The sequence below is a fragment of the Polaromonas sp. YR568 genome, from assembly GCF_900116715.1.
In the GTDB taxonomy this organism is placed as follows: domain Bacteria; phylum Pseudomonadota; class Gammaproteobacteria; order Burkholderiales; family Burkholderiaceae_C; genus Polaromonas.
This window is the reverse complement of sequence record NZ_FPBM01000006.1, coordinates 78,457-91,792: the sequence shown is the minus strand read 5'-3', so window position 1 is coordinate 91,792 and position 13,336 is coordinate 78,457. Positions and strand designations below refer to the sequence as shown.

Here is a 13,336-nt window from a genome sequence, read left to right as displayed (position 1 = left end):
TTTCCATCTAGACAACCGGAGTTTTTCATGAACAGCCTCAAGCAATGGATAACACGCAACGGCCTGGGCAACGTCGCCCTGCTGGCCCTGGTGCTGCTGGTGGCCTTTCCCCTGGCGCTGGATCTGTTTCGCCTCAACCTTGTCGGCAAGTACCTGAGCTATGCCTTTGTCGCGCTAGGCCTGGTGATGCTGTGGGGTTACGGCGGCGTGCTGAGCCTGGGCCAGGGCGTGTTCTTCGGCCTGGGCGGCTACGGCATGGCCATGTTTTTAAAGCTTGAAGCCAGCGACCCCATCACCACCAAGATCCAGTCCACACCGGGCATTCCCGACTTCATGGACTGGAACCAGATCACCGCGCTGCCGATCTGGTGGAAGCCCTTCCAGTCTTTTCCGCTCACGCTGGTGCTGATTCTGGTCGTGCCGACGCTGCTGGCCTTCATCATCGGCTACGCGATGTTCAAGCGGCGTGTCGGCGGCGTCTACTTCGCCATCATCACGCAGGCCGTGGCGCTCATCCTCACGGTGCTCATCATCGGCCAGCAGGGCTACACCGGCGGCGTCAACGGCATGACCGACCTCAAGACCATCCTGGGCTGGGACACGCGCACCGACAGCGCCAAGTACATCCTCTACTTCCTCACCGTGGGTTTGCTGCTGGGCGCCATCGTGCTGTGCACCTGGATCCAGAAGAGCAAGCTGGGCACGCTGCTGCTGGCCATGCGGGACAAGGAAGACCGCGTGCGCTTCTCGGGCTACGACGTCGCCATGTTCCGGGTGTTTGCCTTCTGCTTTGCAGCCATGCTGTCGGCCGTGGGCGGCGCGATGTTCACCTTGCAGGTGGGCTTTATGTCGCCTTCGCTGGTCGGCATTGTGCCGTCGATTGAGATGGTGATCTTCGCCGCCGTGGGCGGGCGCATGTCGCTGGTGGGTGCGGTCTACGGCGCGCTGCTGGTGAACTTCGGCAAGACCTATTTTTCCGAAAGCTTTCCCGACCTCTGGCTGTTCCTGATGGCCGGCATGTTCCTGGGCGTGGTGCTGGCCTTTCCCGACGGCCTGGCAGGCGTCTACACGCAGCGCGTCAAGCCCTGGCTGGTCAAACGCTTCGCGCGCCGCGAGAAGGTTGTGCCGCCCGTCGCTCCACCTATGACACCCCCGCCGGCCGCGACGCATGAAACGCCCACCTTGCCTGCCGGCCTGAACGGTCTTACCGGCCAGCAGACCTGATCACCCAAGGAAGCCATCATGATCGCCCCCGCCATGACCCCCAACGACTTTGTGCTGTCGGTCGAAGACCTGACGGTTTCTTTCGACGGCTTCAAGGCCATCGACAGCCTGAACCTTTATGTCGACCAGAACGAGCTGCGCGTGATCATCGGCCCCAACGGCGCGGGCAAAACCACGCTGCTGGACCTGATCTGCGGCAAGACCCGCACCAGCCACGGCCGCATCAAGTTCAAAAACGCCGAGATGACGAAGTTGCCCGAATACCAGATCGTGCGCTCCGGCATAGGCCGCAAGTTCCAGACGCCGTCGATCTACGAAAACCTCAGCGTGTTTCAGAACCTGGAAGTCTCGTTCCCGCGCGGGCGCGGCGTGTTCGGTGCGCTCTTCTTCAAGCGCAGCGAAGAGGTCAAGGCCCGGGTGCAGGCCGTGGCGGCCGAGATCGGCCTGGGCGACCAGCTGGACACCGAAGCCGGCCTGCTCTCACACGGGCAAAAGCAGTGGCTGGAGATCGGCATGCTGTTGATGCAGGACCCGGAGCTCCTGATGCTGGACGAACCGATTGCCGGCATGAGCGTGCGCGAACGCGAACTGACGGCAGAGCTGCTCAAACGCATCTGCAAGGGCCGCGCCATGATCGTCATCGAGCACGACATGGAGTTCGTCAAGCGCATCGCCGACAAGGTGACCGTCATGCACCAGGGAAAGATCCTGGCCGAAGGGTCTATGGAAAAAGTGCAGGCCGACCCGCGCGTTATCGACGTGTACCTGGGCCATTAAGCACAACGGATCAAGGAGAACACCATGCTCAACGTCAACAACCTCCACGTCAGCTACGGCCAGAGCGAGGCGCTGCACGGCATCACTTTTTCTGCCAAGAAAAACGAGACCGTGGCCATCATGGGCCGCAACGGCATGGGCAAGACCACGCTGTTCAAGTCGCTGATAGGCATCTTGCCGCTCAAGTCCGGGACGATTGAAGTCGACGGCCTGGACATCTCGAAAGACGAGAGTTACCAGCGCGTCGCCAAGGGCGTGGCCTATGTGCCGCAGGGCCGCATGATTTTCCCGACGCTGACGGTGCAGGAAAACATCCTGACCGGCCTGGAAAACGCCAAACACAAACAAATCCCGGACGAGATCTACGCGCTGTTCCCGGTGCTCTTTGACATGCGCAACCGCAAGGGCGGCAACCTGTCGGGCGGACAACAGCAGCAGCTGGCGATTGCCCGTGCACTGGTGACCAACCCCAAGGTGCTGTTGCTGGACGAGCCGACCGAGGGCATACAGCCTTCCATCATCAAAGACATCGCCAAAGCCCTGAATGAAATCCGCAAGATGCGCGAAATCACCATCGTGGTGTCGGAGCAGGTGCTGAGCTTTGCGATGGACGTGGCCGACCGGCTGTTCGTGATCGAAGGCGGGCAGCTGGTGCACGAAAGCACCCGCGCCGGCACCGACACGGCGCGCATCAAGCAGTTTCTTTCCGTCTGATTTTTTCCTTCCTCTCTTCCTCTCTTTCTTTTTTTCATCACCACCAGGAGATATGGCATGACCGACACGCTGATCAAGGTTGACCTGACGAAGTCGCCCACCCTCAACGAAAACATCCACAACCGCTGGCACCCGGACATCCCCATGGCCTGCTGGGTCAACCCGGGTGACGACTTCATCCTGGAAACCTTTGACTGGACCGGCGGCTTTATCAAGAACAACGACAGCGCCGACGATGTGCGCGACATCGACCTGAGCACGGTGCACTATCTCTCGGGCCCGGTCGGCGTCAAGGGTGCGGAACCCGGCGACCTGCTGGTGGTCGACCTGCTGGACATAGGCGCCAAGCAGGACAGCCTCTGGGGTTTCAACGGCTTCTTCAGTAAGAAGAACGGCGGCGGCTTTTTGACCGACCATTTCCCCGAAGCGCAGAAATCGATCTGGGACTTCAAAGGCATGTTCACCAGTTCGCGCCACGTGCCGGGCGTCAACTTCGCCGGACTGATCCATCCCGGCCTGATCGGCTGCCTGCCTGACAAGGCCATGCTGGACATGTGGAACACGCGGGAGCAGGCGCTGATCGACAGCGACCCGACGCGCACGGGCCTGGCCAACCCGCCTTCGGCCGGCACCGCCCATATGGGCAAGATGACAGGCGCCGCCCGCGACAAGGCCGCCGCGGAAGGCGCGCGCACTGTGCCGCCGCGCGAGCACGGCGGCAACTGCGATATCAAGGATTTGTCGCGCGGCTCCAAGGTCTACTTTCCGGTCTACGTCGACGGCGCGGGCCTCTCGGTGGGCGACCTGCACTTCAGCCAGGGCGACGGCGAGATCACCTTCTGCGGCGCCATCGAGATGGCCGGCTGGGTGCACATGAAGGTCACACTGATCAAGGGCGGCATGGCCAAGTACGGCATCAAGAACCCGATCTTCAAGCCCAGCGTGATCACGCCGCGCTATGACGACTATTTGATCTTCGAAGGCATCTCGGTCGACGAAGCCGGCAAGCAGTACTACCTGGACGTCAACGTCGCCTACCGCCAGGCCTGCCTGAACGCCATCGAGTACCTGAAAAAGTTCGGCTACTCGGGCGCACAGGCCTACTCCATCCTGGGCACGGCGCCGGTGCAGGGCCACATCAGCGGTGTGGTCGACGTGCCGAACTCCTGCGCCACGCTGTGGCTGCCCACCGGCATCTTCGACTTCGACATCAACCCCAACGCATCCGGGCCCATCAAGCACATCGACGGCAAGATCAGCATGCCGCTGTCGCCTGACCTGCGCTGAGACACAAGGGAAGCACCATGCCCACCTATGACTACGACTGCCCGAAATGCGGCAGCTTCGACGCGCTGCGTTCGGTCTCCATGCGCAACCAGGCGGCCGCCTGCCCCAGCTGCGGCGGCCTCTCGGCGCGCATTCTGTCCGTCGCGCCCGCGCTGGCGCTGATGGAAGACGGCACACGCCGCGCCATGGACACCAATGAGCGCGCCAGGCATGAGCCCAAGCGATCAGGCGACTATGCGCGACTCAAGCACCCGGCCGGCTGCGGTTGCTGCTCGAGCGGCAAGCGCGGCGCCACGCTGACGGCGCCCAACGGCAACAAGGCCTTCCCCAGCAAACGCCCCTGGATGATCAGCCACTGAGGGCGTCCCTTCACAAGGAGCACAACATGATTCACGGCGATATTTCCAGCAGCAAGGACACCGTTGGCGTGGCGGTGGTCAACTACAAGATGCCGCGGCTTCACACCAAAGCCGAAGTGGTGGAGAACGCGAACAACATCGCGCGCATGCTCGAAGGCATGAAGAAGGGCCTGCCCGGCCTGGACTTGGTGATCTTCCCCGAGTACAGCACCCACGGCATCATGTACGACAGCAAGGAGATGCATGAAAACGCCGCCACGGTGCCGGGCTTTGAAACCGAGATCTTCGCAGCCGCCTGCCGCCGGGCCAAGGTCTGGGGCGTGTTCTCGCTGACCGGCGAGCGGCATGAGGAGCACCCGCGCAAGGCGCCTTACAACACACTGATCCTGATGAACGACCAGGGCGAGATCGTGCAGAAGTACCGCAAGATCATGCCCTGGGTGCCGATTGAAGGCTGGTACCCCGGCGACCGCACTTACGTGAGCGACGGGCCCAAGGGTATGAAGATCAGCCTCATCATCTGCGACGACGGCAACTACCCCGAGATCTGGCGCGACTGCGCGATGAAGGGCGCAGAGCTCATCGTGCGCTGCCAGGGTTATATGTACCCGGCCAAAGAGCAGCAGATTCTGATCTCCAAAGCCATGGCCTTTGCCAACAACACCTATGTGGCGGTGGCCAATGCCTCGGGTTTTGACGGCGTGTATTCCTATTTCGGCCATTCGGCGCTGATCGGCTTTGACGGCCGCACGCTGGGCGAATGCGGCGAGGAGGAAATGGGCGTGCAGTACGCGGCGCTCTCCAAGAGCCTGATACGCGACTTCCGCCGCAACGGCCAGTCGGAGAACCATTTGTTCAAGCTGCTGCACCGCGGCTACACCGGCATGATCAATTCGGGTGATGGCGACAAGGGAACGCCCGCCTGCCCCTTCAGCTTTTACGCCGACTGGCTGCGCGACCCGGTGGCCGCGCGCCAGCAGGTGGAGTCGTTCACGCGCGCCACGATTGGCACGGATGAAGCGCCCATGGAAGGGATTCCGAACCAGAGCAGCGTGACGGCCTGAACGGCCAGCCACGCCTAAAGGGCGGCCTGCGAAATCACCGTGCGCTCGACCACCCGGTCATCCCCCAGCACGATCAGCGAGAACAGCAACTCGTCCAGGCTCCCAGCCTGCGCGGTCTTGCGGGCCAGTAGCGGCGTTGCCTGCGGGTTCAGCACCACAAAGTCGGCCTCGCAGCCGGGTTGCAGGTTGCCGACCACGCCGTCCAGCCCCAGCGCGCGCGCCGCGCCCGCTGTGTGCTGCCACCACAGCGCCTGCGGCTTGAGCGACAGGCCCGTCTTGGTCTGGCCTTCGCGGCCCACGTAATAAGCCGCCAGCATGGTGTGAAACGGGCTGAACGACGTGCCACCGCCCACGTCGCTGGCCAGGCCGTACGGGAAGCCGATGCGGTCTGCGCCTTCGTAGTCAAAAAACCCGCTGCCCAGAAACAGGTTGCTGGTCGGGCTGATGGCGGCGGCCGTGCCGGTGCTGCGCATCAGCGCGCGGTCTTCGTCGTCGATGTGGATGCAGTGCGCATACACGGCGCGCGGGCGCAGCAGGCCAAACTGTTCATACACGGCGAGGTAGCTGCGGGCATCGGGGTACAGCGATTTCACCCAGGCGATCTCGTCCTTGTTTTCGGCCACGTGCGACTGGATCCACACATCCGGGTATTTGGCGGCCAGCGCGCCGGCGCCGCGCATCTGTGCCGCGCTGCAGCTGGGCACAAAACGCGGCGTGATGGCGTAACCCAGCCTGTCCACGCCGTGCCAGCGCTGGATCAGCGCTTCGGTGTCGATCAGGCTTTGTTCGGTTTCATCACGCACGCCGTCGGGCGCGTTCTGGTCCATCAGGCACTTGCCCGTCATCAGGCGCAGGCTGCCTTTTTGCGCAGCGGTGAAGAGCGCGTTGACAGATTCCACATGCGAGGTGGCAAAGGCCAGCGCGGTGGTCACGCCGTTGCGCAGCAGCTCGTCAATGAAAAAGTCCGCAGACTGCGCGCTGTGCTCCGCTTGCGAGAAACGGCTTTCTTCGGGAAAGGTGTAGTTCTCCAGCCAGGGCAGCAGGCCGTCGGCGGGCGAACCGATCACGTCCAGCTGCGGGTAGTGGATGTGCATGTCGACAAAACCCGGCGCGATGATGCGGCCTGGAAAGTGTTCAGTCGGCACATCGGCAAAACGCGGCGCCAGGGCCTGGTAGCTGCCCACGGCCTCGACCCGCTGGCGGCCTTCGGCGTCGGGGCCTACGACGAGCAGGCCGTCGGATTCAAAAACGGCTTGAGCGGGACCGGTGAAATAGAGGATGGCGGCGCGGTAGGCTTTCATGGCGGCTAGGGTAACGCAGAGGCCGCCTGGGCTGATATGCAAAACCCGATAAGGGTTATCGGCCCACCCGGCAGCCGTCACCCAGCGAGGCACGCCACACGCGCACCGAGGTCAGCCCCGGCAAACGCGCATCCAGCTTGCGAAAGATGAACTGGCAGAGATTCTCCAGCGTGGGTGGGCCCAGCTCTTTCACGTCGTCCAGCAAATGGTGGTCCAGCAGCTCGCGCAGCTCGGCAATTTCGCGCCGCACCAGGCCCAGGTCCATCACCATGCCCGTCACCGGGTCGGGCTCGCCGGCCACAAAGACTTCGGCGTTGTAGGTATGGCCGTGCACACGTTTGCTGCTGTCGGCCTCGATGGCGCGCTTGAGCGTGTGCGCCGCGTCGAAGTAAAAAGTCTGGCTGATCTCGCAGCGCATGGGCTGCGGTGCGGGGAGTTTTTTCGTGCTCATCGGATGCCCGTGATCTTGTGGGTCTGCAGGCTGAGGCGCCACGCGGGGCGCTGCATGCACAGCTGGATGCAGGTTTCGGTGTTCTGCTGGCGCTGGGGGTTGTCCATGGGCTGCAGGTAGCGGTGGGTGAAGTCGGCGGCTTCCAGCTCGGCCAGGTCAAAACTGGTCTGGGGCCACACCACTTTCAACTCGTGCCCCGCGCGCTGCACCCAGGGCGCGCCGGCCTTGGGGCTGACGCAAATCCAGTCGATGCCTTCGGGCGCGGCAATGGTGCCGTTGGTTTCGACCGCGATCTGAAAGCCGCGCGCGTGCAGCGCGGCAATCAGCTCGGTATCGACTTGCAGCAGCGGCTCGCCGCCTGTCATCACGACAAAGCGGTGGCTGCTGTCGCCCGCCGGCCACTGCGCGGCAATGCGGTCGGCCAGTGCATCGGCGTCCTTGAACTTGCCGCCCAGCGTGCCGTTGGTGCCGACAAAGTCGGTGTCGCAAAACTGGCAGACGGCGGTGGCGCGGTCCTGCTCGCGGCCCGTCCAGAGGTTGCAGCCGGCAAAGCGGCAGAACACCGCCGGCCGCCCGGCGTTGGCGCCCTCGCCTTGCAGCGTGTAGAAAATTTCCTTGACCTGGTAGCTCATGGCGCGGCCTTTGTGAGCCGGCAGGTCGAAGGCAAAGATGGAGAAATAAAACAGGCGCCCACACAAGCCGAAAGACCGGGGGTCGCGAGGTTTTTATACATGGTAGTCCTCTACATGGCCCCGGAATGAAAAGCAAAATGCCGGCGCGCCGAGACAGCACGCAAGCCCTGATTTTAACGGTTCAGGGCGGATGGCCGGGTTTCAGGGGTTTTGCGGGCAGATCAGCGCCTCAAGGCACCGGCATCTCACGCGCCTGCTGCGCCAGCCAGCCGCAAAACGTGTCCAGCCGCGGATTGGCGTCGCCGCGCCGCCTGGCCACGTACTGGTAGTCGCTTTCCTCAAAGCCCAGGGGCGCCACCAGGCGGCCGGCGCGGATGTCGTCCATCACCAGGTGCCAGGGTGCGATGGCAATGCCCAGGCCAGCCACCGCTGCCTCGAGCGTGAAGTAATAGTGTTCGAACTCGGGGCCGCCCTCCAGGGGGAAACTGACCCCCTGAACCTCGCTCCACGCCTGCCAGGCGGCGGGACGGGTTTTGGTGTGCAGCAGCGGCTGGCCGGCCAGGTCACCCGGTTTGCGCACATGGGCCTCGGCCGCCAGCGCCGGCGCCATGACGGGCCCCAGGCGCTCGACAAACAGGGGCAGCAGCGTGGCGGATTGGGGGCTGCCGCGCCCGTCGACCGTGATGACGAGGTCGTAGCGGTCGCGGTCCAGGCCCGCTGCCTGGCCGTCGGCCGACTCCGAGGAGCTGAGCCGGACATCGATATCGGGATGGCGCGCATTGAAGCTGTACAAGCGCGGGATCAGCCACTTGAGGGTGAAGGTGCTGAAGCAGGAGACGTCTAGCGTGCGGGACTCGCCGTTGCTGACTTCGCGCACCGCCGCCTCCATCTGGTTCAGCGCGGCCGTCAGCGCGGGCAGCAGCGTGGCGCCGGCGGCTGTGAGCTGCGGTTTGTTTTTGGCGCCCTCAAACAGCGGCGTGCCCAGCAGGTCCTCCAGCTGGCGCACCTGCCGGCTGATGGCGCCGGGCGTGACGGCCAGCTCGTCGGCGGCGGCTGTCATGCGGCCCAGCCGGGCGGCGGCCTCAAAGGCGCGCAAAGCGTTCAGGGGCGGAAGACGGCGCTTCATCATGTATGTGAGTTTAATGCACATACAAAATAGGATTAATCGCTTTACGCCAATGGCCGAGTTCAGGAAACTCCCTAATTCTTGGCGTCCCCAAGGCATCAAATTTGGTGTTTTGATGCCTTCCTGCTATTCATTTTGAGAAAAATTCATATGCCATTTATTCATACCCAGGTCCATCGAGACACGCCCCAGGCCCAACGGCAGGGCATCGTCGACGGCATCCACCAGGCGCTGATTGACGCCATCGGCATGCCGCAAGACGAGCTTTTCAACCGGGTGAGCGCCTACGCGCCTGGGGATTTTTTCTACAGCCGCAGCTTTAACGGCATGGCGCGTTCAGACAAGCTGGTGGTGGTTGAGATCACCATGCGCCGCGGCCGCAGCGACGCGATGAAGCGCGACCTGTATGCGCGCATCGCCCGCAACCTGAAGGCCAACGCGGGCGTGGCGCCCGACGACGTGTTTATCTTCACCCACGAAAACGACTACTCGGACTGGTCGGTGGGCGGCGGCAAGTTTGCGATGGCGCTGGTGCAACAGCCCGGGCCGACGTAAGCAGCCGCTTACTTTGCAGCCGCAGCAACGGCCGGCGCCGCACGCAGCACCGGGTAGGCCTTGGCCATCCACAGGTACATCACGGCGCCCACCAGCAACGAGGCCGCCGCGATCTCCAGCGACAGGGTGAAACCCGCGCCCGCACTGGCCGTGCGCTTGAGCAGCACCGCGACCAGCGGCGGGCCGAGGATTTGCCCCACGCCGTAGGTGGCGGTGAGCAGGCCCATAAAACTGGCGGCCGTGGCGGGCTTGAGGCGACGCACTTCCTGCATCGCAAAAAAGGTGATGGCGGTGAAGGGAATGCCCAGGATCAGGCTGCCCAGCGCAAAGCCGGCCAGGCTGGGGCTCCAGAGGCTGGCGGCGATGCCCAGCGCCTGCAAAAAGTAGCAGCCGGCCAGTAGCAGGCGAAAGTCTTTGCCCGGCGGCAGGCGCGTGGCCAGCAACGCGCCCAGCATCACGCCCAGGCCGAAGATGGGCCAGAACATGTCCAGCCAGGCCGAGCCCGGCAAGGCCGCGCGTGCAATCACCGGCAAAAAGGTGGCGGTGATGATGTAGCCGAAACCAGCCAGGCCGTAAGCCAGCGTGAGCAAGGTCATCTCGGCGTTGCCGTGGTGCTGCGGTGCGTCGCCCGGCTGGGCGGCCGCGCGCGGCGCCAGCGGGATCAGGCGCTCGTCGCCGCCGCGCAAGACATGCCACACACCAGCGGCGAGCACAAAAGACAGCACGCCAAAAATCATCCAGCCGGTGGCGGCCGTCCAGTGCCAGGCCACCATGCCGGTGGCAAACAGGCCGCTCACCAGAATGCCGGCGCCCGGGCCCATATAGATGATGCCGCCCATTGCAGGCACGCCGCGTTTGGCAAGCTGCGACAGGCACCAGCCCGAGGTGAAGACAAACACCACGGCGCTTGTCACGCCCGCGGCAAAGCGCAGAAACGGCCAGAGGGCGGGGAAATGCCAGCCCATGGCCAGCGTGAGCACACCCGTGGCGACCAGCCCGGCGCGTACCAGCGACGAATACGCCACAGAAGGCAGCCCTTTAAAACGCGCCCATAGCCAGGGCTGCAGCGTGCACAAAATCGCACCCAGCATGTAGCCGAAGTAATTGGCGCTGGCCAGCCAGCTGGCGGTCGGCAAGTCGACCACACCGTCGTTGAGCATCATGGGCAGCAGCGGCGTGAAGGCAAAGCGGCCTATGCCCATGGCCACGGCCAGGGCGACCAGCCCGGCCAGCGCGATAGGCCAGGCGCCGTGCGAGGCGGAGGAAGACACTGGATGCGGCTGTGATGTGGCGCTCATGCCCGGGGTCCTTGCTTGCTCATGGTTCTACCCGGATCATACGTTTGGGCCGCCGCCCGGGCTGGCGCGCCGCCAGATAACCCCTCAGCCTGTTTTTAATCTGCGCTCAGTTGAAGCGCTCAAAGTACCCGTTGAGGCGATCGACATAACGCGCCTTCGCCGCGGCATCGATAAAACTCGCTTCAAAACTGTTGCGAGCCAGCGTGTAGGCATGCTGCGCGCTCAGCCCCGTCGCGGCAAAGGTCTGCATGAAGTTTTCATTCATATAGCCGCCAAAGTAGGCCGGGTCGTCGGAGTTGACGGTGGCCGCCAGCCCGGCGTCCAGCAACTCGCGAATGTTGTGACTGGCCAGGTCGGGGAAGACGCAGAGCTTGAGATTGGAGAGCGGGCACACAGTGAGCGGAATGCGGTCTTTGGCCAGGCGCTGCATCAACGACGCGTCGCGGCTGGAACGCACGCCGTGATCGACACGCTCGACCTTCAGCACATCAAGCGCCGTCCACACATACTCTGGCGGGCCTTCTTCACCGGCATGGGCGACGAGGTGAAAGCCCAGCTCACGGCAGCGTGCAAACACGCGGGCGAATTTTTCAGGCGGGTTGCCGACCTCGCCTGAATCGAGGCCGATGCCGATGAACTTGTCGCGGTACGGCAGGGCCTGCTCCAGCGTTTCAAATGCGTCTTCTTCGCTCAGGTGGCGCAAAAAGCAGAGGATCAGCGAAGCGCTGACACCGAACTCGGCCTGTGCATCCACGCAGGCGCGGTGCAGGCCATTGACGACAGTCGCCATGCTGACGCCGCGTGCAGTGTGCGTTTGCGGGTCAAAGAACATTTCGGTGTGCACCACATTGTCGGCAGCGGCCTTGCGCAAATACGCCTGCGCCATGTCGTAAAAATCCTGCTCGGTGATGAGCACGCTGGCGCCGGCGTAGTAGATGTCGAGAAAGCTCTGCAGGTTGGTGAAGGCATAGGCGCTGCGCAGCTCTTCAACACTGGTATAGGGAATCTTCACGCCGTTGCGGCGGGCCAGCGCAAAGATCAGCTCGGGCTCGAGCGAACCCTCGATATGCATGTGCAATTCGGCCTTGGGCATGCCGGCCAGCAGCGCGGGCAGGCGGTCTGCGGCAATGGGTTTGACTTTGATGGGTGGGGGCGTCATTTTGGCTCCGGAAGCATTCAATTCATGGGGGTCGTATCAATGCTATCGACCATAGCCCATAACGAAAAAAGCTGCCCGGAGGCAGCTTTGAAACTACGTTGCGAGCGCTCCGGCCCCAGGCAGCTGCCCGGGGCACGGCGCTTCGTCCATTATCTTCAGTTGCCGGGAACCTTGCCTTCGACGCCTTTGACATAAGTCTTCAGGCCGCCGAGGAATTTGTCGTCCGCCACCACGTCTTTGGCCAGCAGTTCTTTGCCGGTGTTGTCGGTGATGGGGCCTTTCCAGATCGAGAAGCTGCCGTCCTTCAGGCCGGCCTTGACTTCATCGATGCGTTTTTTGGTCTCTTCGGGCACGTCGGCGGCGAGAGACACGATGTCGATCGCGCCTTCTTTCACGCCCCACCAGGAGCCGGTGTTACCGGTCCATTTGCCGTCCAGCGCTTCACCCACGGACTTGATGTAGTACGGGCCCCAGTTGATCACGGCCGATGCCAGGTGGGCTTTGGGGCCGTAGGCGGTCATGTCCGAATCCCAGCCGAAGGCGCGCTTGCCCATTTTTTCGGCGGTCTGCAGCACGGCGGAAGAGTCGGTGTTCTGGAACAGCACGTCGGCGCCGCCGTTGATCAGAGCCGTGGCGGCCTCGGTTTCTTTCGGCGGGTTAAACCATTCGTTGACCCACACCACCTTGGTCTTGACCTTGGGGTTGACCGACTGCGCACCCAGCGTAAAGCTGTTGATGTTGCGCACCACTTCAGGAATCGGCACCGAGCCGACCACGCCCAGCGTGCCGGTCTTGCTCATCTTGCCTGCGATGACGCCGGCCATGTAGGCGCCTTCGTAGGTGCGGCTGTCATAGGTGCGCATGTTGTCGGCCTGCTTGTAGCCGGTGGCGTGCTCGAACTTCACGTCTTTGGTGTCGCCCGCAACCTTGAGCATGGGCTCCATGTAGCCGAAGGTGGTGCCGAAGATCAGCTTGGCGCCGTTGGCTGCCATGTCGCGGATCACGCGCTCGGCGTCGGCCGACTCGGGCACTTTTTCAACAAAGCTGGTGACGACGCGGTCGCCGAATTCTTTTTGCACGGCCTTGCGGCCGTTGTCGTGCGCGTAGGTCCAGCCGCCGTCGCCCACCGGGCCGACATAGGCAAAGGCGATCTTCAGGGGCTCAGCCTTGGCGGCGGGCGCCGAAGCAGCGGGCGCAGCCGCCGGGGCTGCCGGCGCGGCTTCTTCCTTTTTGCCGCAACCGGCCAGGGTTGCCGCGGCCAGCGCCGAGAGGGCCGCCAGCTTGAGCAGGGAACGTTTTTGCAGGTCGGTCATGTCATCTCGCTTTCGTTATGGGAAGGAAGGTGAAGTTGGGAAAAAGGCAATTATGCGGCGGTTTGAGCGATTTGCA

At 63.4% G+C, this 13,336-nt stretch carries 14 protein-coding genes; 7 read left to right on the top strand and 7 right to left on the bottom strand.

Annotated features, from left to right (window positions below):
* Positions 1-27 precede the first annotated feature (27 nt).
* From urtC to BM408_RS14020, 6 genes are read left to right on the top strand one after another with little or no spacing between them, the layout of a single operon-like run.
* Positions 28-1,224: an urea ABC transporter permease subunit UrtC gene (urtC, locus tag BM408_RS14045; protein ID WP_092130493.1), complete on the top strand. Its 1,197-nt coding sequence runs from the start codon at positions 28-30 to the stop codon at positions 1,222-1,224.
* Positions 1,225-1,257: 33 nt separating this feature from the next.
* On the top strand, positions 1,258-2,001 hold the full coding sequence (gene urtD, locus BM408_RS14040; RefSeq protein ID WP_092130688.1) for an urea ABC transporter ATP-binding protein UrtD: 744 nt from the start codon (positions 1,258-1,260) through the stop codon (positions 1,999-2,001).
* A gap of 24 nt (positions 2,002-2,025) precedes the next feature.
* Positions 2,026-2,715, top strand: coding sequence for an urea ABC transporter ATP-binding subunit UrtE (gene urtE, locus BM408_RS14035; protein ID WP_092130492.1), 690 nt, complete (start codon positions 2,026-2,028; stop codon positions 2,713-2,715).
* A gap of 57 nt (positions 2,716-2,772) precedes the next feature.
* Complete coding sequence (fmdA, locus tag BM408_RS14030) at positions 2,773-4,002, top strand: formamidase (protein WP_092130491.1); 1,230 nt, start codon at positions 2,773-2,775, stop codon at positions 4,000-4,002.
* A gap of 17 nt (positions 4,003-4,019) precedes the next feature.
* Positions 4,020-4,361, top strand: a complete 342-nt coding sequence (locus tag BM408_RS14025) for a zinc ribbon domain-containing protein (RefSeq protein WP_092130490.1) — start codon at positions 4,020-4,022, stop codon at positions 4,359-4,361.
* 26 nt (positions 4,362-4,387) lie between these two features.
* A complete protein-coding gene (locus BM408_RS14020; RefSeq protein WP_092130489.1) occupies positions 4,388-5,425 on the top strand; it encodes an aliphatic amidase in 1,038 nt (345 codons plus the stop codon).
* Between the two features lie 14 nt (positions 5,426-5,439).
* On the opposite strand, the gene guaD is transcribed toward BM408_RS14020, so the two are convergent.
* The 4 genes from guaD to BM408_RS14000 all read right to left on the bottom strand — a co-directional run bounded on the left by guaD (position 5,440) and on the right by BM408_RS14000 (position 8,935).
* On the bottom strand, positions 5,440-6,726 hold the full coding sequence (guaD, locus tag BM408_RS14015) for a guanine deaminase (protein WP_092130488.1): 1,287 nt from the start codon (positions 6,724-6,726) through the stop codon (positions 5,440-5,442).
* A 55-nt stretch (positions 6,727-6,781) separates the two neighbouring features.
* A complete protein-coding gene (locus tag BM408_RS14010) occupies positions 6,782-7,144 on the bottom strand; it encodes a 6-pyruvoyl trahydropterin synthase family protein (RefSeq protein ID WP_092130687.1) in 363 nt (120 codons plus the stop codon).
* A 29-nt stretch (positions 7,145-7,173) separates the two neighbouring features.
* Positions 7,174-7,809: a 7-carboxy-7-deazaguanine synthase gene (gene queE / locus BM408_RS14005; protein WP_092130686.1), complete on the bottom strand. Its 636-nt coding sequence runs from the start codon at positions 7,807-7,809 to the stop codon at positions 7,174-7,176.
* A 229-nt stretch (positions 7,810-8,038) separates the two neighbouring features.
* Complete coding sequence (locus BM408_RS14000; RefSeq protein ID WP_092130685.1) at positions 8,039-8,935, bottom strand: LysR substrate-binding domain-containing protein; 897 nt, start codon at positions 8,933-8,935, stop codon at positions 8,039-8,041.
* A 150-nt stretch (positions 8,936-9,085) separates the two neighbouring features.
* Between BM408_RS14000 and BM408_RS13995 the strand changes: the two genes are divergently transcribed.
* A complete protein-coding gene (locus BM408_RS13995) occupies positions 9,086-9,490 on the top strand; it encodes a tautomerase family protein (RefSeq protein WP_092130487.1) in 405 nt (134 codons plus the stop codon).
* 8 nt (positions 9,491-9,498) lie between these two features.
* Here the strand turns inward: BM408_RS13995 and BM408_RS13990 are convergent, their stop codons facing one another.
* The 3 genes from BM408_RS13990 to BM408_RS13980 form a co-directional block, all read right to left on the bottom strand.
* On the bottom strand, positions 9,499-10,788 hold the full coding sequence (locus tag BM408_RS13990) for a YbfB/YjiJ family MFS transporter (protein ID WP_092130486.1): 1,290 nt from the start codon (positions 10,786-10,788) through the stop codon (positions 9,499-9,501).
* 106 nt (positions 10,789-10,894) lie between these two features.
* A complete protein-coding gene (locus tag BM408_RS13985; protein ID WP_092130485.1) occupies positions 10,895-11,947 on the bottom strand; it encodes an adenosine deaminase in 1,053 nt (350 codons plus the stop codon).
* A gap of 155 nt (positions 11,948-12,102) precedes the next feature.
* Positions 12,103-13,260: a BMP family ABC transporter substrate-binding protein gene (locus BM408_RS13980; RefSeq protein ID WP_092130484.1), complete on the bottom strand. Its 1,158-nt coding sequence runs from the start codon at positions 13,258-13,260 to the stop codon at positions 12,103-12,105.
* Positions 13,261-13,336: the final 76 nt, after the last annotated feature.